This window comes from Bowmanella yangjiangensis (assembly GCF_017255015.1).
GTDB lineage: Bacteria > Pseudomonadota > Gammaproteobacteria > Enterobacterales > Alteromonadaceae > Bowmanella > Bowmanella yangjiangensis.
The window spans coordinates 123397-123693 of sequence record NZ_JAFKCS010000012.1; the positions used below are offsets into that span (position 1 = coordinate 123397).

At 50.5% G+C, this 297-nt stretch carries 1 pseudogene; it reads right to left on the minus strand.

Going from position 1 to position 297, the window contains the following annotated elements:
* Positions 1-297, minus strand: a pseudogene (gene groEL, locus J0A65_RS27380) (chaperonin GroEL); the annotation flags it as partial.

Sequence of the window (297 nt, forward strand, 5' to 3'; positions counted from 1 at the left end):
GCTCTTGCAGCTTCTCTTTGTCGTAGTCAGACGTAGACTCTTCAACCTGTGCACGAATTTGACCACAGCGAGCTTCGATAGCCGCTTGCTCACCGGCACCATCAACGATAGTGGTGTTATCTTTGTTGATAACCACACGCTTAGCAGTACCCAGATCTTCCAGGCTGGCTTTTTCCAGATCCAGACCAATCTCTTCAGAGATTACGGTACCACCAGTCAATACGGCGATGTCTTGCAGCATAGCTTTACGACGGTCACCGAAACCAGGGGCTTTAACCGCCGCCACTTTCACGATAC